This window comes from Pseudalkalibacillus sp. A8 (assembly GCF_045920555.1).
Classification (GTDB): domain Bacteria; phylum Bacillota; class Bacilli; order Bacillales; family Fictibacillaceae; genus Pseudalkalibacillus.
Window position 1 is genome coordinate 5,689,827 of record NZ_CP174509.1, and the last position, 26,772, is coordinate 5,716,598.

At 39.3% G+C, this 26,772-nt stretch carries 21 protein-coding genes; 4 read left to right on the forward strand and 17 right to left on the reverse strand.

What is annotated here, in order from left to right; translation table 11 throughout:
• Positions 1-81: 81 nt before the first annotated feature.
• The 14 genes from ACJROX_RS28455 to ACJROX_RS28520 form a co-directional block, all read right to left on the reverse strand.
• Entirely contained in the window at positions 82-1,008 is a 927-nt protein-coding gene (locus ACJROX_RS28455; RefSeq protein ID WP_408008531.1) for a 1-phosphofructokinase family hexose kinase, read from the reverse strand.
• A 16-nt stretch (positions 1,009-1,024) separates the two neighbouring features.
• Positions 1,025-1,885, reverse strand: coding sequence for a class II fructose-1,6-bisphosphate aldolase (gene fba / locus ACJROX_RS28460; protein ID WP_408008532.1), 861 nt, complete (start codon positions 1,883-1,885; stop codon positions 1,025-1,027).
• A gap of 15 nt (positions 1,886-1,900) precedes the next feature.
• Complete coding sequence (locus ACJROX_RS28465) at positions 1,901-2,527, reverse strand: YesL family protein (protein ID WP_408008533.1); 627 nt, start codon at positions 2,525-2,527, stop codon at positions 1,901-1,903.
• 24 nt (positions 2,528-2,551) lie between these two features.
• Positions 2,552-3,637 carry a dihydrodipicolinate synthase family protein gene (locus tag ACJROX_RS28470; protein WP_408008534.1) on the reverse strand — a complete coding sequence of 362 codons (1,086 nt, stop codon included), beginning with the start codon at positions 3,635-3,637 and terminating at the stop codon, positions 2,552-2,554.
• A 1-nt stretch (position 3,638) separates the two neighbouring features.
• Positions 3,639-4,655, reverse strand: coding sequence for an NAD-dependent epimerase/dehydratase family protein (locus ACJROX_RS28475; protein WP_408008535.1), 1,017 nt, complete (start codon positions 4,653-4,655; stop codon positions 3,639-3,641).
• Between the two features lie 36 nt (positions 4,656-4,691).
• On the reverse strand, positions 4,692-6,797 hold the full coding sequence (locus ACJROX_RS28480; RefSeq protein WP_408008536.1) for an alpha-amylase family protein: 2,106 nt from the start codon (positions 6,795-6,797) through the stop codon (positions 4,692-4,694).
• Positions 6,798-6,807: 10 nt separating this feature from the next.
• Positions 6,808-7,653 (reverse strand): carbohydrate ABC transporter permease, encoded by an 846-nt coding sequence (locus tag ACJROX_RS28485; protein WP_408008537.1) that lies wholly within the window; start codon positions 7,651-7,653, stop codon positions 6,808-6,810.
• Positions 7,650-8,579, reverse strand: coding sequence for a carbohydrate ABC transporter permease (locus tag ACJROX_RS28490; RefSeq protein WP_408008538.1), 930 nt, complete (start codon positions 8,577-8,579; stop codon positions 7,650-7,652). The genes ACJROX_RS28485 and ACJROX_RS28490 overlap by 4 nt, the downstream gene beginning before the upstream one ends.
• A gap of 82 nt (positions 8,580-8,661) precedes the next feature.
• Positions 8,662-9,948, reverse strand: coding sequence for an ABC transporter substrate-binding protein (locus ACJROX_RS28495; RefSeq protein WP_408008539.1), 1,287 nt, complete (start codon positions 9,946-9,948; stop codon positions 8,662-8,664).
• Between the two features lie 131 nt (positions 9,949-10,079).
• On the reverse strand, positions 10,080-11,957 hold the full coding sequence (locus ACJROX_RS28500; RefSeq protein WP_408008540.1) for a beta-N-acetylhexosaminidase: 1,878 nt from the start codon (positions 11,955-11,957) through the stop codon (positions 10,080-10,082).
• 17 nt (positions 11,958-11,974) lie between these two features.
• A complete protein-coding gene (locus tag ACJROX_RS28505; protein WP_408008541.1) occupies positions 11,975-13,168 on the reverse strand; it encodes a DegT/DnrJ/EryC1/StrS family aminotransferase in 1,194 nt (397 codons plus the stop codon).
• Positions 13,169-13,184: 16 nt separating this feature from the next.
• Positions 13,185-14,432, reverse strand: coding sequence for a DegT/DnrJ/EryC1/StrS family aminotransferase (locus ACJROX_RS28510; RefSeq protein WP_408008542.1), 1,248 nt, complete (start codon positions 14,430-14,432; stop codon positions 13,185-13,187).
• Between the two features lie 15 nt (positions 14,433-14,447).
• Positions 14,448-16,154 (reverse strand): hypothetical protein, encoded by a 1,707-nt coding sequence (locus ACJROX_RS28515; protein WP_408008543.1) that lies wholly within the window; start codon positions 16,152-16,154, stop codon positions 14,448-14,450.
• Between the two features lie 21 nt (positions 16,155-16,175).
• Positions 16,176-17,075 (reverse strand): Gfo/Idh/MocA family protein, encoded by a 900-nt coding sequence (locus tag ACJROX_RS28520; protein ID WP_408008544.1) that lies wholly within the window; start codon positions 17,073-17,075, stop codon positions 16,176-16,178.
• A 154-nt stretch (positions 17,076-17,229) separates the two neighbouring features.
• On the opposite strand from ACJROX_RS28520, the gene ACJROX_RS28525 reads away from it, so the two are divergent.
• Complete coding sequence (locus tag ACJROX_RS28525) at positions 17,230-18,600, forward strand: GTP cyclohydrolase IIa (RefSeq protein ID WP_408008545.1); 1,371 nt, start codon at positions 17,230-17,232, stop codon at positions 18,598-18,600.
• On the opposite strand, the gene ACJROX_RS28530 is transcribed toward ACJROX_RS28525, so the two are convergent.
• Positions 18,601-19,728 carry a mandelate racemase/muconate lactonizing enzyme family protein gene (locus ACJROX_RS28530; protein WP_408008546.1) on the reverse strand — a complete coding sequence of 376 codons (1,128 nt, stop codon included), beginning with the start codon at positions 19,726-19,728 and terminating at the stop codon, positions 18,601-18,603.
• A 55-nt stretch (positions 19,729-19,783) separates the two neighbouring features.
• Positions 19,784-21,475: a carbohydrate binding domain-containing protein gene (locus tag ACJROX_RS28535; RefSeq protein ID WP_408008547.1), complete on the reverse strand. Its 1,692-nt coding sequence runs from the start codon at positions 21,473-21,475 to the stop codon at positions 19,784-19,786.
• Positions 21,476-21,920: 445 nt separating this feature from the next.
• Here ACJROX_RS28535 and ACJROX_RS28540 point away from each other — a divergent pair, with 445 nt between their 5' ends.
• The 3 genes from ACJROX_RS28540 (at position 21,921) to ACJROX_RS28550 (ending at position 25,601) form a co-directional block, all read left to right on the forward strand.
• Positions 21,921-23,570: a hypothetical protein gene (locus tag ACJROX_RS28540; RefSeq protein ID WP_408008548.1), complete on the forward strand. Its 1,650-nt coding sequence runs from the start codon at positions 21,921-21,923 to the stop codon at positions 23,568-23,570.
• Between the two features lie 78 nt (positions 23,571-23,648).
• Positions 23,649-24,947, forward strand: coding sequence for a hypothetical protein (locus tag ACJROX_RS28545; RefSeq protein WP_408008549.1), 1,299 nt, complete (start codon positions 23,649-23,651; stop codon positions 24,945-24,947).
• Between the two features lie 21 nt (positions 24,948-24,968).
• Positions 24,969-25,601: a PIG-L deacetylase family protein gene (locus ACJROX_RS28550; RefSeq protein WP_408008550.1), complete on the forward strand. Its 633-nt coding sequence runs from the start codon at positions 24,969-24,971 to the stop codon at positions 25,599-25,601.
• Between the two features lie 23 nt (positions 25,602-25,624).
• Here ACJROX_RS28550 and ACJROX_RS28555 read toward each other — a convergent pair whose 3' ends face one another.
• Positions 25,625-26,575: an acetylxylan esterase gene (locus ACJROX_RS28555; protein WP_408008551.1), complete on the reverse strand. Its 951-nt coding sequence runs from the start codon at positions 26,573-26,575 to the stop codon at positions 25,625-25,627.
• Between the last annotated feature and the right edge of the window lie 197 nt (positions 26,576-26,772).

Below are 26,772 nucleotides of genomic sequence, written 5' to 3' on the forward strand. Positions count from 1 at the left end.
AAGAACCCTTTCCCTGGTTTTCTCCATACTTTCGCCTTGGCTCATTATTTCATTATAAGTGTAAGAGGAATTCAATCTCGTTCACTCCTTTTTTAAAGTGATTCCTTGTTTGTATTGATCGATCTTTTCAATAGAGACCTTTCCTGCTTGCTTTTCCATTGCATTGGAGACAGCAGCCGCAGTAGCATTTATCAGGCATTCTTCATAAGTTTGATCATTATAAAAGCCAACCGCCAAAGCTCCCGCTAAAGTATCTCCACAGCCGACTGTATTGACCGCCTTCACAACGGGAGGACTTATCGTCCATTGGTGTTCATGTATCCGAACCATCATCCCATCTGCTCCGTCTGAAACCATCGAGGCCGAAATACCTGAATCATGCCAGTTCTCTATGATTTTCCATACATCCTCTTTGGTTAATTTCTTTTGGCTGTATATCTCTTGTACTTCATTAATATTAGGTTTTACCATAAAAGGCTTGGCAGCCAGTGCATATTCAAGAGCTTTTCCACTCGTATCGACAATGGCATCGGCGCCATGATGCTGCACTAATTCAATCAATTCTCCATATGCATACTGGGGTACGCCTGCTGGTAGACTGCCAGAAAAGATGACAAACCTGCTTTTTTTAGAAAGTTTTTCTAAGTGCCGTTTGAAATTTCCAAGCTCCTTTTCCGAGACTTCAGGACCTTTTTCAAGTATTTCAGTTTGGTGTGCGTGTTGGTCGATTATATTAAGGCAAAGACGGGATTCCCCAGAGATAGGGTGAAAATCATGAGGTATGGAATAGGAATCCAGGAGGCGGCAAATCGTCCTTCCGTTATTACCGCCAAGCATACCGGTTACCATGACCGGGGCTTTTAATGTTTTAATCACTTTTGCAACATTGATTCCTTTTCCTCCAGGCTCTTTGTACATGGAATCTACACGATGTATTTGACTGCGTTGAAATTCTGGAATGTAATAAGTGATGTCAATGGCAGGATTCAGCGTAACTGTCGTGATCATTTGACTTAGGACCCTCTTAAACTACCGATTGTGGTGAGCTGTGAAGAGTCATAATTTTATTTTTGACAATTTGTTTTACTGACTCTCTTGCTGATACGAAATATTTTCTTGGATCTTCCTCATCTGAATGGTAAGAAAGATAGTTTCTTAATTCATGTACAAATGCCTTTTTCAATTCAGTTGAGAAATTCACTTTACTCACGCCGAGTTGAACCGCTTTTTGTAATTGTTCCTTCGAAAGACCTGAGGCCCCGTGCATCACCAACGGTATTCTCACAAGATCTGATATTGCTTTTAATCTCGAAAAATCCAGCTTTGGGTCCGATTTATAAATACCGTGTGCAGTGCCGAATGCTGGAGCCAAAAAATCGATGCCAGTCCTGATGACGAATTCTTCTACAAAGTCTGGATTTGTGAATCGTACATCTGCCATATCAACATCAAGTCCGTCTTCCACACCGCCTATCGTTCCAAGTTCCGCTTCTACTGGAACACCCACATCATGGCATACTTCCACAACCTTCTTGGTAAGGTCTATATTTTCTTCATAACCAAGACTAGACCCATCAATCATGATCGAACTGTACCCGTTTCTCAGACATTGATTGACACACCGAAAACTATCTCCGTGGTCCAGATGGAGACTTACAGGAATACTGACTTGTTCTGCAGCTTCTTTAACCATACTGACCGCATGACCGATCCCTATATAGTTGATTGTGCCGGGGGTCGTTTGGATGATTACTGGTGAGTCCAACTCTTCTGCTGCGGATACGATCGCTTTTATCATTTCTAGATTATGACCTGCAAATGCCCCTATTGCATAATGATGGTTATAGGCATCCTGTAAAATTTCTTTACTAGTCACCAGTGGCATATACCCACCTCCTGCTTAATATTCGAGTGTTTGGAATGAAAGCTTTCTGAAAGTCCTATGAGCATTGATGGTAACGATCAAACTTATCAAACTTCCTGCCATGAATAAGATAAGACCAGGAAAAATGAGAAAGAAGAATGTTATGAGCAAAACACTTCCGACCATGATAATCGTGTCTAGAGGATAGGAAAGAAAAATCAAGATCGATTGTTTGAAGTACTGGATGAATGGTAGTTCGATATGTACATAAAGGGTAAGCAGAAACAGGGCAATGACAAAGCAAAATAGACAAACCATGATGATCAGACAAAACGAGTAAAAGGCCAATCTCCCATCAAAGGATTGAATGAACAAAAGATCCAGGTACAGTGCTGTAGCGATCAAAAACAGGATAAGACCGATCAGATTCGCCTTCCAGAATTCTTTTTTGAAGCTTGATAGGAATACTTTGAAAAAGTTGATCTGCTCCGTTTTCTGCACCCACTTCCTGGTTACGGCAAACATTGCTACTGTGGCAGGGAAGAACCCGAATATGATCAGGCCCCCTAAGCTGAAAGTCAACCAGAGAAGGTTTAACAGAATCATTTTCATACACCATTCACAAATGCTATAAAATTTATTTATCGCCAATTTTGTTTCCAACATCTACCCCTCCGTTTGAAGGATTCAATGAACCGCGTTACCCTTTATCCAGGAAGACAAATTTTTCTTTACAAATTCATCATCATTGAGATGAAGATAACTTTTATACACCCGGTCAATTTCCTCAATCTGACCTTGAGAAAGAGACTCGAATGGATTGATGCACCATGTTCCTTGCAGCAATCCTTGCCTTTTAAGAATTTCATGTATACCTGATAAGCAGCCGGCAAATTGGTTGGCAGGATCAAAAATCGCACTGTTTACATCCGTCAATTCCACGTTGCGTTTAAGGAGCTCATCATAAGAAGGTGAAGCATCTTCGCTTCTTTTACGTCTTTTGACATCATCCAGCAATTCTACAGCTTTTTTGGTCCATACCGCCCATTGTCCGAGCAGTCCCCCTACAATTTCCTTCTCAACGACCTTATTGTCTATCTTGAATCGATAAGTGGTAAGCAAATCAACGATGATATTATCATCATTTCCAGTGTAAAGGGCGATTTCTTCCCTCCTGCTCGATTCACAGACAGCTCTGACAACATCAAGAGTCTGATAGCGGTTGAAAGGTGCGATTTTGATACCCATTACTCCAGGGATTTCTGCAGCTGATTTCCAAAATTGAAAGCTCAATTTCCTCCCACCGACGGAAGGCTGGAGGTAAAAACCGAAAACAGGGATCACTTGAACGATTGCTGCTAAATGTTCAAGAAGCTCGTTTTCACTCCAATCATCCAAGCTTCCCAGGCTTACAAGACCTAAATCATATCCAAGTGATGCAGCTAGATTGGCTTCTTCCAATGCTTGAGGAGTGGCTCCACATATACCGGCAATTTTTATGAAAGGCCTTGTCAAATTCGCTTTGTCAACTTCATCTGCTGCCAATTCAAGGACCTTTTTATACAAACCATGTGTATTTTCATGAATTTCGAATTGGGTGGTATGCACGCCTATAGCTAATCCTCCAGCTCCGGAAGCGATGTAGTATCGGGTGAGTCCTCTTTGGCGATTTTCATCAAGTTGACGGTTCTCATCCAACGCCAGCGGATGCGCTGGAATCACCACCCCTCCATGCAAAGCCTTATGGATCATTGGTTCAAGTTCAATAGGCATTCTAAAACGCTCCTTCTCGTTCCTGGAAATTAGTCGGTTTATCGATGGTCGAGCCCCCGATTTCAACCCAATTTGATACCCACTCTATCATTTGGCTTAATGTGACTTTTGGGTACCCTAGAAGTTTGTGAGCTTTAGAGGCGTTACTTAATAGAGCTTTCTCGTTTTCATCGTTTATGAAGATCGGAGCTTTTCCGAACCTTTGTCCAAACTGTTCAGCCAGCCACCTTACTGAAATCGTTTCTGGTCCTGTAACATTCAAGACTGACGGCGGCAAATCAACCAAATTCAAACTTCGGATAGCCATTTCATTTGCATCTCCCTGCCAGATCACGTTGACATGCCCTGTGGTGAGGTCGATCGGTTTTTCTTCAAAAACATGCCGGGCAATCTCAAGCAACACCCCGTACCTTAAATCGATTGCATAATTCAACCGAAAATGCAGCATTTTGATACCATACAAACGGGCAAAATATTCAAAAATTCGCTCTCTTCCTAAGCAAGATTGTGCATATTCACCAATTGGTGCAGGCGGGGTCGATTCATCAGCTCCACCTTTGGATACTTCCGTAAACGGATATACATTTCCAGATGAAAACGAAACAATCCTTGAGTTTCTGAATTTTTCTGCTACTCTTCCCGGAAGAAAAGTATTCATCGCCCAGGCAAATGATTCATTACCATTCGTTCCGAATTTATATCCTGCCATAAAAATGATATTTTTTGTTTCCGGCAAAGTCAGTAATTGTTCTTTGTCCAGTAGATCAAGCGAAATCGTTTCGACTCCGGAAGATTCTAAGTCCATACGTACATTTTGGGAAGTAAAACGAGAAACTCCAATGACTCTCTTATCCAATCCACCTGCATCGATTGCCCTTTTAGCCATTTTCGCAAGTGTAGGCCCCATTTTCCCTCCAACTCCAAGTATCATGATATCTCCATCAATGTGTTGCAAATCATTTATCAATCGCTTGGAAGGATTAATCAACTTATCTTCTAGTTCTTGGATCGTCTGCATATCAAACACCTGCTCCCTCAATAATCATTCTATTTTTCAACTCCTGAAGTCCAATATGATCACTTCATATTCTCGAAGGCATGGTAGATTCAAATAGATCCGCTCTTCATTTTGGTGGAATGTCAGTTGCTCATTCATTCTCAATGCTCTTACCGACTCGATTTTTTCCCTAAGCTCGATATCGATTTGGATATCAGAAATAGGGATGATTTCTGTTATCGGCCTAGTCATTGATCCCGTATAATTGACCAGATGAAGAATGATACGGCCATCCTGTTTTCTCATGGCTGTATGTATGGATTCCAATGTATGAGGAGTCTTGATGTTCAATGGGACATCCACGAGGGACCGTACTGCATTATTGATTAGCTTACGATATTCCGGCAGCGCATAGGATTCATAAAACTTCCCTATGTTTCCTGTAAAGTAGAAACTTTCGCCTTTTCCAAATGTATTCCTTAAAATGAAAGGATAGTTTGTTCGATCTGGAAGTTCACAGTACCTTGACTGTTGAGGCTCCCTATAGTTCATGATCGATACCGATTTCCCGTCCGGTATGACATTCACTCCCAGTGATGAAGCTGGGATATGTGATTGATCGATATCATCCGACAGGTCCTGATCCCCATCCAACTCAATGTGGTCATATTTACAATGCCGTATGCTGACTGCTTGTTCTACACCAAAAATCTCCCCTAATAAAGGCTGATCCCTTTTTTCTCCGTCATCATCATATAGCGAGGTGTCGAATGTAGAGATGATCTTTCCTCCTTGATCGACATAACTTTTAATAAGTTCTGCCTGCGTATCATTCATGACACTTATATTTGGCAGGATGATCAACTCATAACGTTGAAAGGCACTGCTTTCAATCGATTCATCATCAAGGACATCGAATAGGATCCTGCTTCTTGATAAAGCATCATACCACCCCATGAACGAACCGCGGGCATCACCTTTGTCTGGATTGGACAATTTATCCTGGCCTGCTGTGAAATCTGTCTCCTCAGCAGATGATTGATACTCGTTCGCAGTCGCGAAGGACCATACCAATGCAATTGAAGCCATTGATATTGTATTCATATAATATTTTTCATTCTCTGATAGAAATTGATTAATCTCTTTTACAGTGCTCATCCGCTTGTCTTGATTATTATCGTTATACACGCCATACCATGTATTTGCTCCATGTGAAACCGCCATTGCATGAGCAAGCCAAGTTTCGGCAGGAGAAAGCAAATAACGAGACCATGGTGCCAATCGTCCAGCAATCGCTACACAATAGGGCTTCCCATTTGTTTGGGTTTCAAGCAATTGAGCTGTAGCTGCAGGTTTCCAAACCGGGGTTCTGCGAAGGTCCTCCCCTAAAAACCCCCCTTCCGCCAGCAACATATCCTGATGGTGGATCGTAAGCCGGTTGTCACGGCTACAGAATTTCGTCGGTACTAGCTGTGGACTATTCATATAAATCATTGTGTCAGGAGAAATATCCTTCAACGTTTTGTTAGCCTTTTTCATGAAAAGTGCAATCGACTCGCGTTTAAATGTAAACAGATCTTTCTTTTGTGATTTATTTGCTTTCTCCCAATCGGGAAGGTCATATCCATACTTATAAAGAAAAGACATTTTACACGCCTCACAATAACATCCTTCTACCCTGAAGAATGGTCCATCAAGAAAAATTCCTTTTATTGAATATTTGGCGAGATTGCGGATTGTCGAAAATGCATATTCCCTGAATGAGGAATTGATGCATGAATACCCTCCTGATCCGTAGGCACTTTGAATCCTGTCCCCATTTCGATCCCGTTGCTGCCAATCCGGGTACAACTTTGCCAATGACTCGGCAAGCCAGTGCACATTGAAATAAACGATCGGATATATTCCAAGTCCTTCATACGATTCTGATATTTTCCCCAGAATATCTTTCCGTTCCTGGACTGCACAATCAGAATGGTAGTAGGTTATGCCGGATTCTCCTACTGTAATATCATGTACTTCAACATGCTCGGCATTAAAGCCCAATTCCTTCCTGATATTGAACTGCTGCTCCAAATCCAATGCTTCATATTTTTCCGGTTCAGGAGGTATGAAGTCAACAATCCTAAGGGGTTTATCTTTCCATAGGGCAATCTTATTCATCTTACAACTCCTAACCTTTTATTGATCCTTGCAAGCCGCTGACAAAATGGCGTTGCATCAAGATATAAAAAACGATGATCGGGACCAGTGAAATGACGACGCCAGCAGCCATGGTCTTCACATCGGTGCCAAATGTACCAGACAGATAAGCTAATCCGAGAGCTATAGGAAATAAGCTTTCATCTTTCAAGATGATCAATGGCCACATGAACGAATTCCACACAGAAATAAATGAAAAAACGCTTAGGGCTGCTAACGTCGGTTTAGTCAATGGCAGAATAACACTCCACCAAACCCTGAATGGACCACAACCGTCAATTATCGCAGCTTCCTCTATTTCCTTCGGGATGGTCAGATACGCTTGACGCATCAGGAAGATGGAAAATCCACCTATCAATCCAGGTATGATCAACCCCCACCACGAATCCACCATTCCCAGTTTTTCAACGATAATAAACAATGGAACGAGTTTACCCTCTTCAGGAAGAAACATTGTTGCGATAATCGCATAGAAAATGAATGTCCTGCCCGGAAAATTCATTCTCGCCAGTGGATAGGCTGTAAGAGCCGTCAAAAAAATATGGGAAGGAACCATGATGAGTAATAGCAAAAAAGAATTCAATAGGTACCTTGGAAATGGTATAGCTGTCCACGCTTCAATAAAATGGTCGAATACAGGCGGCTTCGGAATAAAACTTGGCGGAAAACCGAAAACATCTTGGGCATTGGACTTAAAAGCTGTAGATAACAACCATAAAAAGGGGCCGATGAAAATAAGTGACACCGCGATTAACATTACATATAAAAAAACGTTTTTGCCGATTTTTCTCCATTTGGGCAGATTCTTGGAGTTCATTGCACCGAGTGCCCCCCTCTCGAGATTTTATAATTTATGACAGTAAGTATCATAAGGATCACCCATAAGACTATGCCCATTGCTGTTGCATACCCCATATCAAGCTGCACAAAAGCTTTTTGGTAGATATATAGAGGAAGTGACATTGTACTATCCAATGGTCCTCCACCTGTCATGATATAAATGCTTGTGAACATTTGAACTGTACCGAGTGTGGCCATTACAAGTGTTACTGCAAACACAGGACGTAATTGAGGCAAATAGACATGCCACAGAATCCTGAGCGGAGATGCTCCATCTATCTTTGCAGCTTCAATCAATTCCTTCGAGACTGCCTGAAGGCCAGCAAGGTAAATCAGCATGTAGAACCCCATCGCTTTCCAAGCTTCGAGAATTGAAACAGCTGGGATAGCCGTTTTTGTATTCAATAACCAATTTGTTTCCGCATTGATTCCGATGCCATCCAAGAAGGCATTCACCAATCCAGACGGATGGTATAAATATTTCCACATGATCGCGACAGCTACCATCGCCGTAACCACTGGCAGGTAATAAATCAATCTAAAAAAATTGATCCCTTTAATCTTTCTGTTAACGAGAATGGCTAAAAATAATGGAAGAATGACAATCATAGGAACGGTAATGAGAAAATACTTCATTGAATTCCCTAATGCCTTCCAAAATTTATCGTCCTGCATCATCGTTCTATAGTTTTCCATCCCTACCCATTCAGCCGGTGCAAGAATATGGTATTCAGTAAAGGAATAATAAAAAGCATTCAAAGTCGGAAGGTACTCAAAGGTAGAGAGAAGCACTACTGCAGGGAGTAAAAAAATATATGGGATGAAATTGAATTTCTTTTTTCTCTTCTTTTTTGCCAAGACTACATTTTGGCGGATGGTTGTTTCTGCTTGGTTCAAAGCCACTCTATCGACTCCTTTCTAAGAACCTGGAAAAAAGAAGTGCAGCGGATTGGATTTTTATAGATCCGCTGCGTTTACCTTTCTTCTATTTAGAAAGCGCTTCATTCCAGTGTTCTACCGCTGTATCCAGTGCTTCTTTCGCAGTTTTTTCACCCAAGAGGGCTGCTCGGATTTGTTCAAGATAAAAATCTTTCAGTTCTTGTTCTTTTTCAATCCCTAGGGAATTAATTGTAAGTTTCGGAGATATCTCTACCATTAATTTCCTTGCTTCATCATGAATGTTTTTCACCTCAAAATCAGTAAAGAAAGGATCTTCTAAAGTTTCTTTTGTTGATGGGAATATTGCAACCAACTTAGCGAATTCCAACTGATTTTTGGTATTTGTTACGTAAAGTGCGAATTTGGCAGCTTCTTTTGGATGTTCTGACTTTTTCGGTACGACAAATGTTTGGATACCTTTTAATGCTATTGTTCCTTCACTACCCGTCACAGGTTTGAACACTTTTAGTTTAGGAAGTACACTTGGAGCGTTCGTTTCAATGCCTACTATAGTAGAACCAAGCTTTTGACCAGCTTGAGCTTGCTGTCCATTTTCAAAAGTTTGTTGGAGCTGGCGATCATCTTCTGTAACTGCTCCTGAAGCGACAGCACCGTTTTTGTAACCTTCCACGAACAACTCAACAAATTCAACATGTTCTTCAGAATTGAAAACAGCCTTAGTCCCATCTTCATTTAAAATAGGCAGCCCTTGTCCTACTAGTACTTCCATCGTTGGTATGTCATTTGATCCATAGACTTTAGGTGATTTTTCATGGATTTGTTTTCCATTCTCCATGAATTCTTCCCATGTCTGAGGCGGGTTGTCAGGATCAAGCCCTGCTTTTTCATATAATTCCGTATTCAACATACCTATTGGAGGCCCACCATGATACCATGGAATCCCTAATACTTCTTCATTAAAGGTGAGCCCTTCAACTAAACCGTCAATGTAAGGATCCAATTCCTTTTCATCTACAAGTGTATTGATTGGATTAAGTACGTTGTAACTTCTAATCAAAGAAATGTCTGTACTCGCAAGGTTAACGACATCAGGAACTTCTTTACTTTGCAGAGCGGTAATAAATTTCTTCGAAACATCTGCACCAGGGACATCCACCCATTTGATTTTTACGTTAGGATTTTCTTTTTCATAGTTGTCCACAAGACCTTGGATATAATCTCCAAAATTTTTCTTAAGATTGATAGTCCAAAATTCCAGCTCAATGTTTTCGTCCTTTTCTGCAGAAGAATCTTCCTGTGGTGCACAAGCGAGCAGCGGTAGGAAGCAGAGTAGAATAACTAATGCCAAACTCACAATTTTTGTACGACCCATTAAAATACCTCCAATTTTTTAAAATATTCAGAAAATTATATATGTAAATACTTTTATTAAGTTAAATTATATGGTCATGGCTATTTAAAGACAAGTCTTTTTAATGTCTTTAAATAAACGTAAATAATTTATTAGAAAACATTGGGCGAAGCAATTCTTGTATATTTTACTTCTTTTCCAACTCCTTTCTTCAAGCCGGGTTCATAATAAAGCCTTTCCACTTCAAGTTCATCAATTCCATCAATACGTCCACTTAAATAATCTCTGATCCTTTGTCGAGTCGTTTCAATCCGGGCGAGAAGTCCACCATACCGGATGTCTAAAATTTCCCAACCGAATGGTTTGTTATGATCCATCCACTGTGATCTGTGAAGATCCCTTAATTTACTTATTCCATCGTGTAAAAGCTGTAATTCTTTTTCAGACGTTTCTTCCAGCTCACCTTTCATGTTATTACTATATCGTTCTACTATTTTTAATCCTATTTCACTCTTAATACTAAGTACGAAACAAAGCGTTGCAGCGAATTCATATAGTGCATCCCATGTCGACTCTTTGTCGAGATAAGGTTTTAATTCCTGATGTATCGTTTGGTAATGTTTATTGAAGTCCAGATTTTGTATTTGTTTATCAAATAAACCTAAGAGCGGATCCTGCCATAATAAATATTTCGTCGGACTATCAGGGATCAGTTTATGCCAATCTGCAGCTGGGTGCATGTCCATTTTCCCGATTGCCCAAAACGCTTCATAACGACCTCCTGTACAAAATTCAAACCGATTCTTCAGTTTCTCTTGATCGACTTTGTTCGAATATCCATGTTCTGCGAAAAGCTGTAATCCTAAAAGACCATAATAATAATTGCTTTCTGCTCCATCATCTCCCCAAAGGGTTGCGAATACTTCTTGAACACCTTCTTTTTTGCAAGCATTCAGAGCAGCATTTGTCGTAATAAACGTTTTCTCATGATGAATCGTCGGTCCATGCCACGTCCATATCCCACCTGCAAAAACAGGTTTTGATCCAAAATCCACATGCATCCTGATAAAATTACTATAAAAATCCTCTGATTCGTTATAGTAATCCCAATATACAAGTTGAACACCTTCAGGGATGTCCTGCAAAACCTCTTTCGGAACTTGTATATCCAGATCGTAATATGCATTGGATTCTGACCATACACGGAAATACATGTCACTCCAAACCATCGGCTTCAGCTTAAGTTTATCGGTTATCATTTTTACTTTTTCAAGGTGCTCTGTCATCAAAGTGAATCGGTCTTTTTTTCCAATCCGATCTAAAAAGTTCCCTCTGCCTAAACCATGTGCTTCATCCATTCCGATATGGATCCTGTCCGTCCTGAATGGATGAGTGGATGCAGCGATCATCTTTTCGATGAAATCGTATGTTTCCGTGTTTCTGACTAATAAGACGTCTGAAGTATCTTGTATGCTTTCTGTATGGGACCATCTTAAATAAGAGGACAAATGTGCTAGTGTTTGTATACATGGAATGACTTCAATGCCGAAACTGTGCCCGTAATCATCTATTTCCTTTAATTCGGATTCTGTATATCTTCCTCTCATATAACCGAAGTAAGGATCCGATTCAAGCGTGTATGTGTCTTCCGTATACAACATCATCATGTTGAATCCCATCAACGCCATATACCTCATGAATGACTTTACTGTTCCAGGCTTAAGGACAGCATTTCTTGAACAATCGAACATGGCACCGATTGTAGTGAATTGTGGTTCTTCTACAATTTTAAATGAGCTTTGTTTTTCAACGGATTGCAGAAACAGTCCCAGACCTCTGAAAAAATGGACTTTGTCATGATATTTTATTGTACCTTGGTTGTTTTCCAGGCTTACTTCAATAAGGTTTTCAGACGTGTGTTCGATTTTTACTGGTATACCCTTTTCATCCATTTTAAAGTGAAGTTGAGATCCCAATTCTGTCAAACCACTTATCAAATCATCAGGCAATCCATAAAAATTTAAATTCATATTATTCCTCCATACGTTTATAGATAGGATTGAACAACATTTTTAATTGCTTCTGCGGCATAAACTATCCCTTTTTCATCACCCAATAGAACGGTATGAGTTATCCATACAACCTGGCGATCGCCCATTTGCTCTGCAATTGGACAATGAAAGTCCGGTTCTTTTCCCGTCCATTCTTTGATGGATCGGATGATGGAATCATACTTATTGATTGCAGTATAACCTGTCGAAGAAGGGACTCCCTGTTCACTAAGCATCTTTACAAATTGAGATTTGTCTACACGATCTGAAAGAGCCTTATCTAAATAAAACATAAATAAATGGTAACCGTTGCGAGTTACTCGAGAATCCTCTTTAAATAGCTGGATCCCTTCTACGGAACTGAGGAGTTCAGTAAAAAGTTTGGCGTTTCGATTCCGCAATTCGATTTGATTCTCCAGCCGGCTCATCTGTCCCAACAAGATTGCGGCTTGAAACTCGGTCATTCTTAAATTCCAACCTATTTCTTCGTGCTGATACCATGAGCCGTCACGTACACGTCCCACATTGGCCAGCGACCATGCTTTATCTGCTAATTTTTTATTGTTGGAAAGGATGATCCCTCCTTCTCCAGAAGTCAGGTTTTTACTAGATTGAAAGCTGAAAGTCCCTAAATCACCAATCGCCCCTACGCCCTGTCCTTTCCATTCCGCTCCTACTGCTTGAGCCGCATCTTCAATTAATACAAGATCATTTTTTTCAGCTATTTCCTTTAGACGATCTAAATCTGCCGGTGTACCACCGATGTGTACAGCTACGATAGCCTTAGTTTTAGGCGTGATGGCTTGTTCAACTTTTTCTGGGTCAATTAATAAAGTATCCTCTTCCACATCCACAAAAACTGGAATTGCGCCAAAAAGAAGTGCGGATGTTGCTGTTGCTATGAAGGTATATGGAGGCATGATGACTTCGTCCAAGGGTTTAACGCCAGCAGCTTGAAGAGCTACAGTGATGGCTAGTGTTCCATTGACCACTGTAACACCATGATCAGCATCTTGAAATCTAGCAAACTTCTCTTCAAATTCAGGTATTTTGTGTTTGTAGTCTGGGAGGTACGATCCACCTGAACCTCCCCACTTGCCTGAATTCAACACTTCGTTCAAATAGGTGGATTCCAGTGCTCCGCTTGACGGCCAGGTGGGATAACATGGTTTTCCATCGAGTCTTTTCATAATCTTTCCTTTCAGTTTAATTTGCCTTTATCTTCGTCAATTGATAATGAGTGGCTACCTTTCGTATACCTTTTACAATATCGTGCAAATCATCTTCAGTATAAAATTCACTGACCGGAATCCTAATTGAAGTGGTGAGGATTTTTTCCGCGATAGGGCAAGATCCTTTTTCATATGTCACATTGGATAGCTCAAAAGGAAAATGACTATTCAAATACGCTTGTTTCTTTTGGAATAATCCATTTAAATAAACGACTTCAGGGATATATCCGGATGCCGCCGGTATACCTTCAGCCCTTAACGCTTCAGCGAATTCATCCCTTGAACAAGAGAAACTCTCATCATCCAACCGAAACATATAGAACCAATAGGTACATGTATCGTCTTGCTCCACTTTATGAGGATGTAGGCCATTCAGTCCTTTGATACCTTTTGTGATTTCATCGCCATATTCTGTTCGTTTCGCACAAATACCTGGGAGTTTTTTTAATTGTGCAATTCCGACAGCTCCTTGCAGTTCTGTCATCCGATAGTTAGGTGCAAGATAGGTCAAATCTTTTTGGACACTTTTTCCGAATCTCTGATAGTTTTTATCTGCAAAAGCGTGAGTGATTTTAAAATCTTCTTCATCACCAGAATTGATTGTAACGATCCCTCCGTCTCCTGTAGATATATGTTTGAAATCATTGGTACTGAAGCATCCATAATCACCGATCGTACCAACAAGCCTATCTTTATAACGGGCAAGGTAACTTTGCGCACAATCTTCGATCACTTTCAAATTATATTGTTTCGCGATTTTCATAATCGGATCCATGTCAGCTGGGTTTCCAGCTAGATGTACAACTAGAATCGCTTTTGTACGATGTGTGATTCTTTCTTCTATTAAGTTTGGATCCATATTGTAAGAATGCGGATCAAGGTCCGCAAATACAGGTATAGCATTTTGGTAGAGAATACCGATCAATGTTCCTTGATCTGTGATCGGGCTTGTAATCACCTCATCGCCAACTGTGATACCAGCTGCTCCTAATGCAACATGGATCGCAGCTGTGCCTGAAGAAGCAGCGACGCTATACTTTACACCATAGAGATCATTGAAATCACTCAAAAACTTCTTCACCTTTTTTCCACTGTGGTAAAACAATGTGTTCTGTTCCAATGCTTCGAGTAATTCTCTACTTTCCTCTAGACCAAATCGTTTTCCAGTTCCAAAAGGAGTTTCTTTTACTTTTTTTCCACCGTGTAAAGCCAGTTTACTCATGAAAATCGCTCCTTTTTACAATTTATCACCAAGTTCAATCAAGTTTTTTCCATTTATCACATGCTTTTCACATGGCAGACCATAACGGTTGACCAATTCATTTTCATTGACTTTTTCTTTGTTAGAAACCGGGATCAGGATGACCGCATTTTCAACAGCATTCGCCACCTTCATGGATCCGTCCGGATTTATTCCTACTATCTTCATTTTAAGCCTTTCTCTCACCCATTTGTTGATTTGTTCTCCTGTCCAAAATGTGAATCCCATCCTCCGAGCTTCCTGTATGACAAATTTTACTGCTTGTCGTACGGATTGCTGTCTGAATATATGAATTTGATGAAATAAAAAATGTGCTACCCCCCGGACCATTTTGACATTGTTTAGAAATGGTTTAACAATGCTTTTGTCTGCTAAGCGATCCAGATCGACATCCTGCGTTAAAAAACTGATTTCAACAACATCATAAAGACGGTTATTTTGATCAGCCCATGAAACTGGAAAATAAGGGTGACATGTACCGAAAAGGAATCCTATATTACCCTTTTTACTCGGTCCTCTCGTCTGGTCGGATTGTATGCCATGTTTTTCACACCAATCAAAAAGCTCGCCCCATTTTTCGAATCTTGTATAATGGTTTTTATTTGAGAAGATTTCCGACTTTCCAGCAGCCTGTTTCAACCAGCTTAATTGGCGTGAAAATTCAGCTTCGCTCCAAAAGCCCTCATCAGTTTCCAATGCATTATAATGGAATGCCAGCTCATGCCCTTCGTCTTCGATTTTTTGATAAATTTTCTCGGAATAACCTGGTTCCATCATGCACCATGTTGATTTAAGACCACATTCTTTCAAGACTTCAAGTGTCATTTCTGCGGATTCATCTTGATTGATATCACTGTCATGTGAAATCATTGCCACTTGATCGATTCCTTCTGGCCAATAATCAATAATTGGTAAAGTTTTATCTTTTTGCAGTGCTGTTCGAAGGAATTGTGCAATTAAAACTTCCTTCCATAAATCTGCATAAGGGTACGTAAAATATTTTTCACCCGTTTCGGTAATACTCCGGTCCCACTCCCAGTCCAATTCAAAACCATCATCCGCTTTAAGCAACTGATCATCCAAATTCGCTGTACCATCAGGTGCCCGCACACCATCTTCCGTTATGGGCTTCGTACCTTGCTGAAACCCCACCACTGATCCAATAATATCAACCGCCCACCGATGAACTTCCCCTTTTCCGTATGTAAATCTTTGATACACAGCACCTGCTTTTTCACCTATTGGGGTATTTGAACGGAGAATCCCCCTTTCTTCAGTGATTTCCACCTTATCCGATAGCCCTTCTAGGGTAATCGCTTTCAAAAATCGAAGAGAAACATGAATATCTTCATTAACTCCATCAGCATATCCTTTTTTGATTTCTTTCGAACGACAGCCTAACCTTGCACCAATTTCCTTCAAACCACCATATGAAATCAATGCTCCACCCTGGACTATAAATTCGACTATCCTGTCATTCGAACTTTGTTCAATAGGGTCAAGCGGAAGTATTAAAATATCGTATTCATTTGAAATTTCCTCATCATTTTCAATCCAGGTAAACGGAATTCCCGCATATTCCAAAACGTGTTTCAGATAAATTTCAAAGACATTTTCTCCTGCAGCCCATCTCTTCAACGAGCTGGTCCTATCAAAGTAAACAGCCACTTTCGCCATATTCATGTAAAAACCCCTTTTACATCATCATAGTCTTACTTTTTTTCCAGTTCTCCTGCTTTCATTTGCGGCTTCAATAAATCGGACGATCTCGACCGTTTCTTCGATATCAATCCTCGGCTCACCCGTTTTGAACATGATCATCACCTGTTCCAACAAGCTTGCATAATGCGGTTTCGTTCCCATCTGCCCATCTGCAAACAAAGTTGATGACTCCGTATGGATCAACGCCCCAAATTGATTATTACCTTTTCTGTTTCCCCTTACGGTGCCGATTCTCCCATCTTCCCATTCTCCAATAACAAGGTCATGATCTTCATTAGTTGTTGTTTCAACACTTCTACAGCCCTTACCGAGAATTGTAAATAGCATTTCGACAGAATGGATGCCATACCAAAATAAACCAGGCTGCTTCTCAACGATGTTCATCGGTCCATATGAGTCTGCGCCTATGATATTTTTGCTTGATTTCAGGTTGTTTTGCAGCCCTTCTGCATAGCGAAGTGAGGATGAACTCATGAGTGGGATATTCTTATCGTGTGCGATTTCGCGTATTCTCACGGCCTCTTTATAATCAACTGTAAATGGTTTATCAATGAATACTGGTTTTTTAAATTCCGCTATGCGTTCAAATTGCTCTAAATGGACTCTGCCATCGACCGAAGTCAACAAGATTGCATCAGCTGTGTCACAAACTTCTTCTATGGATTCCGTGATTTTGACAAGAAATTCGTCTTTTAACTTTTCCGTGATCCCTTCTATTCTTGAATAACTTAAATCAAAGTCTGGAGAGCCTCCTGGAAATGCAATGACCACTTTTCCTCCTGGGACATGATAAGGATGCTGTGGATTATTAAGCAATTCCGTGAATGCAGCGCAATGAGAAGTATCTAACCCGACCATACCAATTTTTAATTGGTTACTCATAATTCCCTCCTACTAGCATAATTTTCCGAATATTCATTCTCATTATAAAACTAGCAATTAAATAAAGACAAGTCTAAAAAAGGTCTTTTATTAATTTCAGCTATTGGTTATAATTGTTACAATTATTAGTGGATGTATGTGAGGAGTGAATTTTATGGATGATAACAGAACGGAATTCGAGTTTGAAAAAGGTATTGCAATCGGTGTGATCGGCCCGCAATTTCTAATTGAAAGGACTGAAGAAGCACTAAAAGGTTTTCCATCATTCATCCCCTACTTTCACATATGTGATGATGAAAGTACCATCTCCTCCATTCCAAAAAGTTTGATGAACAAGGTAGAAGTTCTACTTTTTCTGGAATATCAATTATTCAGAAAAGCAAAAGAGAAAATGGAATTCATCATACCGGTCCATTATGTGCCATTGATGGGGACAGGTTTATACCGTTCTCTTTTCCGGACTAAAACCTTATATGGTCTAAAAACGCTGACAGTGGATTCAGTTCCAGAGCAGTATGTCAATCAAATCCTCGACGAATTAGAAGAGAAAAATACGAATAAGATTTTTTATGAAGGTTTGGCTCTTGCTACTGTAGACGGGATAGTTGATTTCCATTCGCGATATTTCGATAATCGGCCAGGCTCCTCTGCTATGACTGGGATACAAGCAGTTTCTGAAAAACTTGATGAACTAGGTATTCCAAACGAATGGGTGACTCCAACCCATCAGGATTTGATCGTATCCCTTGAACGAGCATTACTTGCCACTAAAACAAGACGTAACAAGGAAGCTCAAATCGTGGTGGGAATAATCAATATAGATGATTTCAGAAGAGTCGCAGATAATTTTCCCACTGAACATGAAGTACAGAAACTGAAACTTGACCTCCACCGATTATTGTTGGATTATGTAAAACTTTTAGACGGACATTTAACCAGTTTGGGAGGAGGAGAATACCTTTTCTTCACTACCAGAGGAATATTTGAAAGGGAGACAAGAGGATATAAATTTTTGCCGATTTTAAATGATGCTCATAAATCACTTGGTGTTTCATTAAGCTTGGGCATCGGTTTCGGAAGGACGGCAACGGACGCTGGAAATCATGCTCGAATCGCTTTGAGGCAATCAAAAGATTTCGGAGGCAAGACGTGTTTCATTGTAAGAGAAGATAGAAGTGTGATAGGCCCTGTCGAAATGGCTAACCCGATGATCTATGACCTTTCAATTACAGACCACAAGCTTCTTGAGGAATCTGAAAAGGCTGGAATGTCAGCTGCTTACATGAGTAAACTCATGGCGCAGGTGTCTCGTTATAAAAAAACGAACTATACTGCGCAGGAGCTGTCATCTATTCTTGGGATCACCATCAGAAGCACCCACCGAATTCTTGCCCAATGGATCGATGCGGGATTGGTGGACGTAGTCGGTGAAGAAAAAATCACTTCACGCGGGAGACCGAGACAAATCTATAAACTTACTTTCGTTGCTGCACAACTTGATAAAATACAAGAAAGAGTGGAATAATTATAATTCCACTCTGAATCTGTTTATTTTTTGAGTATCGATCGAACAGCCGATACCATGTAAATTATTATTCAACAAAACATTACCTTCATCAATGGTCGGTCCTTCACCGACAGGATCATCTTCCAAGAACATTGGACCATTCAAATCGACAGGTCGATCGATTCCTAGATAATTGAATAAATGTGCACTCGCAGTAAGACCCAGGGTAGACTCTGTCAAACCACCGCCAAGTAAATCCAAATTTGCTTCCCTGGCTATTTCACCACATAATTTGGCTCCTGAAAGGCCGCCCATTTTTGTTATCTTTATGACAGCCGTATCACAAGCTTCAAGGCGAATCGCCTGGATAAGGTCTCCAGCAGTCCAAATACTCTCGTCCAGGGCGATCGGTACATACGTCTTTCTTCTTAATTCTGCATGTCCCAAAAGATCATTTGCTTTTAAAGGCTGTTCGAAAACATCTACCCCTAGCTTTTCGAGGCCCTTAGAAACCTTTACTGCTTCAGAAAGGGTATAGCCCTGGTTTGCATCAACACGAAAGAATAGATCAGGTGCCGCTTCCTTCACCGCTTCAACCATTCCCAGATCCTCACCTGCACTGAATCCAATCTTCAAATCAATTCCTTGATAACCATTTTCAAAGGCATAATTGGCTTTTTGGACCGCTTCCTGTATATTTCTGGTACTTATTAAATAAGAAAGGCCTATAGACCGCTTCGGTTTCGAAAACCATAGTTCGGATATCGTTTTTTTCTGATGCTTCCCTATTAAATCATGAAGAGCTGTATCGATACCGGCTTTTGCAATAGGTTGGCCAATTGTTAACCCGTTTTTGATTTCACTATTCATCAACTTGTGTACGTTCTTTATATCTTCTGCGTTTTGTCCAAGCAAAATAGGTTTAAAGTAATGGTTGATTGTTGATACTACCGATTCAATTGTTTCATAACTCCACCGATTACTCGGTCGCGCCTCTCCCCAGCCCTGGCTCCTATCATCCGTTGTGATTTTTATATAAACATGCGGAGCACCTTTCTGTTGATCTCCAACCGACCCTCCCGATATCGTAAAGTTTTGTTTCATTGGTAGATTTAAAGGGAATGCTTCTATTTCTGTAATTTTCATTTAAAACTCCTTTCCAACTTATCTTAGGAAGGTGTTCTTTAAAAGTAATGAAGTTTTATTGTGTTAGCAGATCAGGATTGTACCGCAATAGATTTCCGATCAAAACCATTCCGTAGGTAGATCCAAATGTATCTCGTGGTCGGTTTAATAGCTGGACGGATATATCCCTGATCTCTTTATCGAACTGGCTAAGAGTTACCCACTCAGAAATTAACACAGAATAATTTTTGCTACCGCTTCCATCAACGAACATACTAACTCGTGGGTCGGAATAATCACCCTGCCAAATAAGCTCTTTAAAAGTTGAAGTGAATTTCATCATATCTTCTTCAGTAAAAACTGTCCCTATCTGATATAAATCTACTGCTAGACCAAGCTCAATATTTGCGTGACTAATATCTTCACTTTTGTATCTAAAGTATCCAAAATCCCATTGTTGCCCTGAATTATCCCAATAATTCCAAACAAAAGCATCACCGTTATCCGTTTCTTTTATGTGTAAACTACTTTTTAAGAAGTTTCCCATTCTTTGAATCTTATCTAAATAAGCTTCATTTTTAGTTATTCTATAAAGATTTACAAGTGTTCTGCCTGCTGCAGCATATTGATTGTGAGGAATTGTAATCCCTTTTGACGGTTCATTAAATGGGAAATACTCATTAATTTGGGTCATTCTCGCAGTATCATCAAAGGGAAACTTAAAAACTCCCATTTCAATTCCATTATGCTCCCATTCTGCCCAATGTTGTTCCCATTTCGGAACGAAATTTTTTTCCAATATTTTTAGATATTCTTTTGCTTTTTTGGTGTATTCTTTACTTAGGGTCTTATCTTGATAAACAATATCTATAAATTCGGAAATAGCAGTTAATGCCATCCCTTCATGAACGATATATTCACCATACTGCTTCAAGGAAAGATCGTCGTAATATGTTGCCGCATCCGGGTCATTAGTATCATCATTCGTTAAGTAAATACGTAATTGTAGTCCTGCTATATCAGGGGTTTTAAAGTCTACAGAGTAAGATTGCCACTCATTATTCGTAAAAGAAAATTCCTTAATAGGTTTACCTGTATCCTGGCGTACAATCATAATTTTCCCAAGATCATCAGAATGCTTATTTTTTGCTCTAAACTTAAAGTTATATTGTTTTCCTGGTGTATAGTTCGGAATGATTGTATAGGCTGATACAAAGTTTTCCCCTTCTGAATTTTGAACTAAAGTACTGTATGTTCCACTTGCTTTATCTTCATCCGTTCTATACACAGACCCTTTTCCGCCATACCAGGGATAAGGATACCAACCGTCAGTCATGTATGCACCATTGCTGTCTTTATAATAAATACTATCTTTTTCCATATTTCCATTCATAATTTGATCGATACTATAAACGGAAGTCCACCAACTCTCAAAACCATCGCCTTGGAAATCCTCTAATTGAGCAAACATACCATCAACGTCTTCCACAAATCTTTCTAAATACTCTTCATTTTTCGTTGCCCTATAAACACCCAGGTACCCTTTTAATACATATGATTCATCCCATCCATATACATTTGACGGAGTATATCCCAGCCTAGGTATGGGCCCGACATGCCCAGCTCCATCATATGCCTGACTTTGATCAGCGTCATAATCATTAAACCTTTTTAACCAATCGGTATCCGTTCCTTCTGCAGAATTTGAAAAAGTAGAAGTAAAAACAAGCATCAATATAATCATGGCTGCTACAGACCATTTTTTCATCTTTTTCCCTCCTAAGAACATATTATTTAAAGAACAGTATAAAAATTCTGACAATAAAAGACAAGGTCTTTAATAGGACCAAAAATTCAATCAAATCCCTTGGACTAAGACCTCGGACCTAAATTTTTTTAAATAAATTAAAGACGATTAAAAGACTTGTCTTTTATAAAACGAGTTAGGTATTATATTCCTGAATGATAAATTTTGGAATTTTCAGATAAATGAGGGTGGGTCTAGTAATTTTTAAAACGATCTCTGTTATTATTCATTGTTGATTTTTACGAAATTCACTACCATTCCAAGGGCGATCAGCAAACCTCCTCGCTCGTTCCTCGCTATGATCGCTTTTCCCGCAGGAGTGTCCCGAATTTTCGCTCATAAAATTTTCTATACGTAATCAACAACATAATTAAACAGTGCCAAACGATAAAAGGAGGATATCGATTTGAAAAAGATTGGATTATTATTGTTAATAAGTTCGTTGGCTTTGGGGATGTTTGCTTCAATACCATCCAAGCAAGTGGATGCCTCGACTGACTCTATTGAACCTGGGGAAATGCTTGCAGATTATGCAGGTACAATCCGGGAATCAGAACCAAGAGCCGATGGAATTCACCATGTTGATACGCCAGCAATGATTGAAAAATTAAAAGAACTTAATGTGAACACGTATTATTATTTGATCTGGCATGAAGAGACGGACTGGGATGATTTAAGGTTTGAATTTCTTCCGGCTGCAAAAGAAGCGGGAATCGATGTAGTCGTTTACCTAGTCCCCCCTTCTGAATCGACAGGAGAAAGGAAATCTTATCCCTATACGACCGATTATATCGCTTGGTCAGAAGCTATCGCGAACCTTTCTCTGGAATATTCGAATTTAATTGGTTGGGCCATTGATGATTTTAACCATAACCTCAATACATACACTCCGGAATATATGGCCCAAATGAAAGAAACCTCAGAAGCAATTAACCCCGAGTTGTTTTTCACACCTCAAATGTATACGCAATCTCTTTCAGAATCCTTTCTTGAAACACGGGGCGATTATATAGATGGGGTCATACTCGCCTTCAGGGATGGGATATATCGCAACACCCAGGTGTATGAGACTGCACAACAACAAATTGATGATGCATATGCAATGCTCAATGAATACGATCTGCCACTTTACTGGATGATCTATGCTTCCCAGCTATCAAGGACTCCAGCGAACCCATCAGCTCATTATGTAAGAGAAGTGGTTCAAATTGCTTTGGAGAACATGCAGCAGGGGAAGATAAATGGGATCATCACCTATGTACTGAAAAAGAATTTCGACCCGGAACCGACAGATGATAAGGCCTACAATGATGAAGGATATCTGAACTTCTTCATCGGTTTAGGGGTACCTAGTTCTGCTGGTTATTATACAGAGGCAACACAGGAAGTCAGGGTCGATAGAAAATCAGAGGATTATTCTTTGACCTTTCAAACGATGGACCATGGCCCGAATGTCCATGGCTACCACAAAAAACAAATCCTCATTGATGGAGAAGTAGTATGGGAGCAAGATACTGCTGAAATGGTCCCTGACTTGGTCTGGGATTCTATACATGTCGATCTTACTCCGTACATGTCTGGTAAATCTAAAGTTGATTTGACTTTCCGTTTTTATGAAAATAACGGAGTAAGTAACTACTGGACCTATGCTGGATTCGACGCGTTAGAGCCGACAGGTTTCACAATCGAGAATGGTAATTTTGCAGACAGTTCCAATTGGGAATTTTCATCAAACACAGGTGCCATCAAAGGAGAAATACTCCACTATGATGAACAAAGAAGCTTGGCGGCTTATCATCATACAAAAGTATCTTATACAACCTACAAACTCTTTGTATCTATTTATAATGCTGACTTTGATGAAGAAATCAAGCAGACGCTGCTTTCAAAAGCAGAAAAAATCATGACAGATTACTTCAGTGAACAAAATGAAAAAGCAAGGCAGGGACTGAATAGTTTAGAATTGCAAATAGAATCACAGAAAGGAAAGAAAATTCCTGTTGAGCTTGCAGACAAGTGGACAGCCATGATTCATGAACTTAAGCAACTTTATTAATAAAAAAGCTTAAAATCAATCCCCTCTGTTTATTCGAGGGGATTGTTATTACTTATAATTATTAAGGGAGAAGATAAAATGGCATTAAAAATTGTTATAGTCGGCGCTGGAAGTGCTATTTTTGGTTTAAATTGTATAAAAGATGCCTTTTTGACCAAGGAACTTTGGGGAAGCGAACTAGTTCTGGTGGATATTGATAAACCAGCTCTAAAAAGAATAGGAGAGGTTGCTGAAAAAATAAATAGAGAAATAAATGCCGGTTATAAAATTTCAACTGCAATTAAACTAAATGATGCCCTTCCTAATGCTGATTTTGTAATTACATCTATCGCAGTTAATCGTATAGAGTTATGGAAAAAGGATTTTGAAATCCCTAAAAAACATGGAATCAATCATGTATTGGGAGAGAACGCTGGTCCTGGGGCATTATTCCATTCAATGAGGAATATCCCAATAATGATCGATATTTGTAGAGAAATGGAAAAGTATTGTCCTGAAGCATACTTGTTGAATTATACAAATCCAGAAAGCAGACTTTGTTTGGCTATTAATAAATACACAAATATTAAAGTGATTGGACTCTGTCATCAGATCCATGCTGGTATAAAAATTGTAGCCAAAATATTTAGTAGAGATCCCAATACCATAAATGTAAAAGCATGGGGTCTAAATCATTTTAGTTGGATAGTTGAAATGACAGATAAATATACTGGTGAGAATTTATATCCCCTTTTTCGGCAAAAAGAAAGTGACTTCAATCCATCTTTTGAAAAACTCTCTCGTTACGTTTTTCATAAATTTGGTCTATTCCCAACTTCCGGTGATGGGCATCTTGGTGAATTTTTTCCATATGCACATGAATTTATGTCGACAAAAGGATATGATTTTTTGAAATATGAAAAAAGAAAACATCTTGGTTTAAACTATCTTGAAAATATTCTCAAAGGATCGGTACCAATTGACTCTGATCTATTATCTCCTTCTGGAGAAAAAGCTTTTGATATTATTAAAGGGATTACATTTAACACAAACGAAAACATTGTATCGGCAAATATTCTAAACGATGGGTATATTAGTAATCTTCCTAAGGATTCGGTAGTGGAGGTCCCTGTGGTTGTAAACAAAAAAGGCATACAAGGTATAAAATTGGGTGAATTACCTCAAGGGATCGCTGCTTTATGCCAGGCACAGATCAACGTTCAAAAGCTTGCTGTAGAAACAGGATATACAGGGGATGCCAATTTAGCTCTCCAAGCATTGTTAATTGATCCAAATGTTCCATCAGCTAACGCAGCGGAAGAAATTTTCAAGGAATTAATGCAAATTAACAAAGCTTATTTACCACAATTCAAACAATATTATCTTAATAATATTTGATTAATGAAAAGGGGTGTAGTTTTGTCTAGAATATTCTATTATGTGCCTCATCAAGATGACGAATTACTTTCATTTGGTGTAAGTGTGGTTCACAATCTCTTTCTTGGAAAAGAAGTTCATATTGTGTTATGTACAGATGGCGGCTCAAGCAAGATAAAAAATGAGTTGCAAATGGAAGACCAAGAGTTTATAACAGCAAGGAATTGTGAATTTAAATGGTCTGTAGGTTGCTTGGGAGTCCCTAGAGGTCAGATTCATTTTCGCCAACAGTATAAAGATGGAGATCTAGCAATTGAAGATGCAAAAATAATAATTAGTGAGTTTGCTACTTCATACCCTAATAGTTCACATTATACTTTTAACTATAACGACCTTCATCCTGACCATGCCAATCTAGGAAATGCATTAAGAATTTTACATCAAGAGAAGAAAATAAAAGATATTCGATATTACATAAAAACAAATTGTTTTCAGAAATCTGTAGGAATTGAAGAATATCCTCAAAAAGAATATCTACCTTTTTTACAAGCAGCTAATCACGCATATCGAGCATATATTCCAAAAAGAGGATTAAACGCAATTGGTTATCATTCAGTACCAGAAACATTTGAGCAGCAGTTGAAGAATCCACGGAATAAATACCATACTGTGTAAACATAATGTATTAAAATTCCTATTTAGAGATATGTGTTTATGTAAGATATTGTCTTTTCAATATGAGAAGGTGTTCCCGGGGCATCGTGTCCTGAAAAAGGATAAATTTCAAGGCTTTTTTCAGATGTAATATGATTATATACACCAAAAATCGGCTTTGGGGGACAAATAAGGTCTTTAAATGCAACTGAAACACGTATTTTACTCTTAATATTTGAGGCATGATTAAGAATATCGAAATAGCTCAGATTGGTAAGGACTTTCTCGATATGCTCTGGATGAAGTTTCATGAATTTTTCTACTTCAACAAGTGATCCTTCCATTTTTTGCTTTATCGTCAGTTCAATGTCACACATATTGGGCACATCTGCTACCACTAGAGCCGGTCGCGAATCCAATGCTGCTACCGCCATTGCTATACCACCTCCTAAACTTGAACCCATTAAGCAAACAGAGTTTGGATCGATTTCACCTTGGGTCATAATGAAATCAACTGCACGTTTACAATCCAGCCAAACTTTATAGTAATAGTATTCTTCTTTTTCCAACAAGCCTTGAGTAGCCCAGCTCCCCATATTACCATATGAATACGTACTATCATCACCTGTTTCTCCCATCCCGCGGCAATCGACTGCAAATATTGCATAACCCTGGATCAGCCAGGCCATATATTGAGAAATTGATCCCTTATTACCTCCATAACCATGGTAAAAAATTATACATTTTAATTTTTCCTTGGTATCAACTGGTTTAATATAATAAGCTTTTATAGGGGTTCCATATGCTCCTTGATAGGTCACACGCTCTGCCTTGACTTGCTTGATTGGATATATGATTTCTTCTATATGTGGTTTTAATGGAATCATGTTAGATTTGGATAGCGCATTATCCCAGAAGCTATTAAAGTCTTCCCTTTTTGTCAATTCAGGATGATAACTTTCATATTCTTTTATAAGTGCGGCTATTTCCCTCATTTTTCCACCCTTTTTCCTATCTACTTTGTGATTGTTTTAAAACTAGCAATCATATCTAAATTTGTCAAAAGATTATTGAAATTAATTTCGGTTATCTTTCATTTAAACCTATAAATTTGAACCTCTCGCCACTTAACGACCTTACGGTCTGTTTGAATTTGGAGATTCCTAAGAGCACCAGTGCAACCACCGGTTCT

What these genes read in the sequence shown, in the direction of transcription:
- ACJROX_RS28475 (WP_408008535.1), bottom strand. Translation starts at nt 4,655, where the DNA reads ATGCAGACGATCCAAGAACTAGAAGATAAGTTGATTAATCCTTCCAAG.
- ACJROX_RS28530 (WP_408008546.1), bottom strand. Translation starts at nt 19,728, where the DNA reads ATGAAAATTACAGAAATAGAAGCATTCCCTTTAAATCTACCAATGAAA.
- ACJROX_RS28500 (WP_408008540.1), bottom strand. Translation starts at nt 11,957, where the DNA reads ATGAATTTAAATTTTTATGGATTGCCTGATGATTTGATAAGTGGTTTG.
- ACJROX_RS28510 (WP_408008542.1), bottom strand. Translation starts at nt 14,432, where the DNA reads ATGAGTAAACTGGCTTTACACGGTGGAAAAAAAGTAAAAGAAACTCCT.
- ACJROX_RS28525 (WP_408008545.1), top strand. Translation starts at nt 17,230, where the DNA reads ATGGATGATAACAGAACGGAATTCGAGTTTGAAAAAGGTATTGCAATC.
- ACJROX_RS28505 (WP_408008541.1), bottom strand. Translation starts at nt 13,168, where the DNA reads ATGAAAAGACTCGATGGAAAACCATGTTATCCCACCTGGCCGTCAAGC.
- ACJROX_RS28520 (WP_408008544.1), bottom strand. Translation starts at nt 17,075, where the DNA reads ATGAGTAACCAATTAAAAATTGGTATGGTCGGGTTAGATACTTCTCAT.
- fba (WP_408008532.1), bottom strand. Translation starts at nt 1,885, where the DNA reads ATGCCACTGGTGACTAGTAAAGAAATTTTACAGGATGCCTATAACCAT.
- ACJROX_RS28455 (WP_408008531.1), bottom strand. Translation starts at nt 1,008, where the DNA reads ATGATCACGACAGTTACGCTGAATCCTGCCATTGACATCACTTATTAC.
- ACJROX_RS28485 (WP_408008537.1), bottom strand. Translation starts at nt 7,653, where the DNA reads ATGAACTCCAAGAATCTGCCCAAATGGAGAAAAATCGGCAAAAACGTT.
- ACJROX_RS28555 (WP_408008551.1), bottom strand. Translation starts at nt 26,575, where the DNA reads ATGAGGGAAATAGCCGCACTTATAAAAGAATATGAAAGTTATCATCCT.
- ACJROX_RS28515 (WP_408008543.1), bottom strand. Translation starts at nt 16,154, where the DNA reads ATGAATATGGCGAAAGTGGCTGTTTACTTTGATAGGACCAGCTCGTTG.
- ACJROX_RS28495 (WP_408008539.1), bottom strand. Translation starts at nt 9,948, where the DNA reads ATGGGTCGTACAAAAATTGTGAGTTTGGCATTAGTTATTCTACTCTGC.
- ACJROX_RS28535 (WP_408008547.1), bottom strand. Translation starts at nt 21,475, where the DNA reads ATGAAAAAATGGTCTGTAGCAGCCATGATTATATTGATGCTTGTTTTT.
- ACJROX_RS28480 (WP_408008536.1), bottom strand. Translation starts at nt 6,797, where the DNA reads ATGAATAAGATTGCCCTATGGAAAGATAAACCCCTTAGGATTGTTGAC.
- ACJROX_RS28545 (WP_408008549.1), top strand. Translation starts at nt 23,649, where the DNA reads ATGGCATTAAAAATTGTTATAGTCGGCGCTGGAAGTGCTATTTTTGGT.
- ACJROX_RS28470 (WP_408008534.1), bottom strand. Translation starts at nt 3,637, where the DNA reads ATGCCTATTGAACTTGAACCAATGATCCATAAGGCTTTGCATGGAGGG.